We start from the raw sequence: 1,751 nt of genomic DNA on the forward strand, positions 1-1,751 counted from the left end.
AATGGCCCAAAATTCTAGGCACTTCTAGCATGTAACAGCGACCAAAAGCGGATTTTTGCGCTTCTTTTCAGCACTCTGAGTTTGTATTTGCTGCCAACTTCAAGTGGAGTTTACAAAGCACATACTGAGACTCATGTTTATTCAACAAAGATTCATTTCTACAAATCTTCGACGCTGCATGCTATCTCATCAAGAGCTAGATCGTGAAAACGATTGAGAAGCAGACTCTCGGCTTCCATCATTGTGCTCAAGAGGGCTCTATTTACAGCCCTTTCAACCTTGCAGTTCGAAGGTTCATTTCTCAGGCCAAATGAGAACACGCTGGACTGCCCCAAAGCATTATATACATCGAGTAGAGTAATCTCGGAGAGTGCTTTTTCCAGTGACCATCCTCCACCGGGGCCATTTTCAGACCGTACATAACCAGCTGATCGCAACCCCGCCATCATTCGTCTGAAAACGGCTGGATTGGTTCTCATTGTCTTTGCTAACTCGCTGGATGTTAGAGGCTTCCTTGCATGATCAAGGTGTAGGAGAACATGCAAAACACCAGACAAGCGAGTATCCCTGTTCATATCACTGTTTTCCTCAATGTACGTAGCTGTCACCAGAGTTTGACAAAGTTCCCCATATTCGTATCATCAAGTGATACAAATATAAGTGTGCCTGGCAATTATGTTCAGACAAATCTCTTCATCTTAAGTCAGAAAAACATATGAACTTCCAAACCAACTCTGGTGACACAGATACCTATGCAGATAGAGTTTCCCGGCAGGTAGCAGGTTTAGAAAGCTTGCATAAAATGGCAGGGATACTGCTTTCAGAAAGAGTCCCTGAGGCAGGCAATGTGCTCGTTTTGGGGGCTGGCGGCGGGTTAGAGTTGAGAGCATTCATAGCGCAGTCTGCGAACTGGGGCTTCGTGGGTGTTGATCCATCTACTGAGATGTTGATGCAAGCTCAGAACACATTGGGAAGCGATGCTAACCGCGTCACCTTCATCGAAGGATACATCGAGGCTGCTCCAAAGGGGCCTTACGATGGAGCGACATGTCTTTTGACGCTTCATTTCCTTTCTCGGAAAGAGCGTTTGCGTGCCGTGCGCGAGGTATTTCGCAGGCTACGCCCAGGTGCACCTTTTATTGTCGCCCAACATAGTTTCCCGCAGAACGATGGAAAACCAGATCTGTGGCTGCAGCGTTATGGTGCGTATCTGGGAAGATCTGGCTTTGACGCACAGAAGGTAAATGCAAACATCAAAACAATGAAAAGCAGACTCCCAGTGCTGTCCCCTGATGATGATGTGAAAGTCTTGGAAGAAGCAGGGTTCAGAGATATCCAGCTTTTCTATACTGCATTTACATTTCGCGGTTGGGTTGCTTATAAACCAGCTTAACAACAAGCGTTATGAACGGTCGCTGGCTTGCCTTAGTTTCTACGGCACAGCGAACGTCTTCAATGGCCATGAGCTGTTTCTTGTTCTTCTATAAAAAGATACCTGCTGTCTTCATCAGTCAGCCAGATGGAACCCATCTAACGTTGAAAGCACATTCTAACTGAAGATTTTAAAAGGAGGCTCGAACGATTGCAGTTGGTTAGCGTTGAGTAACTCAATATCGCCATAAGAGCGATAGAAAAAGCCTTCGAGTAATCGCGTCTCAACCCTTGGTGGTGTTCGCCGAATGGCAGCTCTTGGCCCGAACTTCCAGACATTTCTAGCACGTAGCAGCGTGACCATACCTGCCATTTGTCCG

General features: G+C 46.5%; 3 protein-coding genes. 1 reads left to right on the forward strand and 2 read right to left on the reverse strand.

The window, feature by feature from the left end; translation table 11 throughout:
- Positions 1-158: 158 nt before the first annotated feature.
- Positions 159-575, reverse strand: a complete 417-nt coding sequence (locus tag PsW74_RS18505; RefSeq protein ID WP_063289673.1) for an Rrf2 family transcriptional regulator — start codon at positions 573-575, stop codon at positions 159-161.
- A 140-nt stretch (positions 576-715) separates the two neighbouring features.
- Between PsW74_RS18505 and PsW74_RS18510 the strand changes: the two genes are divergently transcribed.
- Positions 716-1,393 carry a class I SAM-dependent methyltransferase gene (locus tag PsW74_RS18510; protein ID WP_063289674.1) on the forward strand — a complete coding sequence of 226 codons (678 nt, stop codon included), beginning with the start codon at positions 716-718 and terminating at the stop codon, positions 1,391-1,393.
- A 156-nt stretch (positions 1,394-1,549) separates the two neighbouring features.
- Here PsW74_RS18510 and PsW74_RS29130 read toward each other — a convergent pair.
- Positions 1,550-1,751: hypothetical protein (locus tag PsW74_RS29130; protein ID WP_206599937.1), on the reverse strand; the 202-nt coding region annotated here is incomplete at its 5' end.

Source organism: Pseudovibrio sp. W74 (assembly GCF_001623085.1).
GTDB lineage: Bacteria > Pseudomonadota > Alphaproteobacteria > Rhizobiales > Stappiaceae > Pseudovibrio.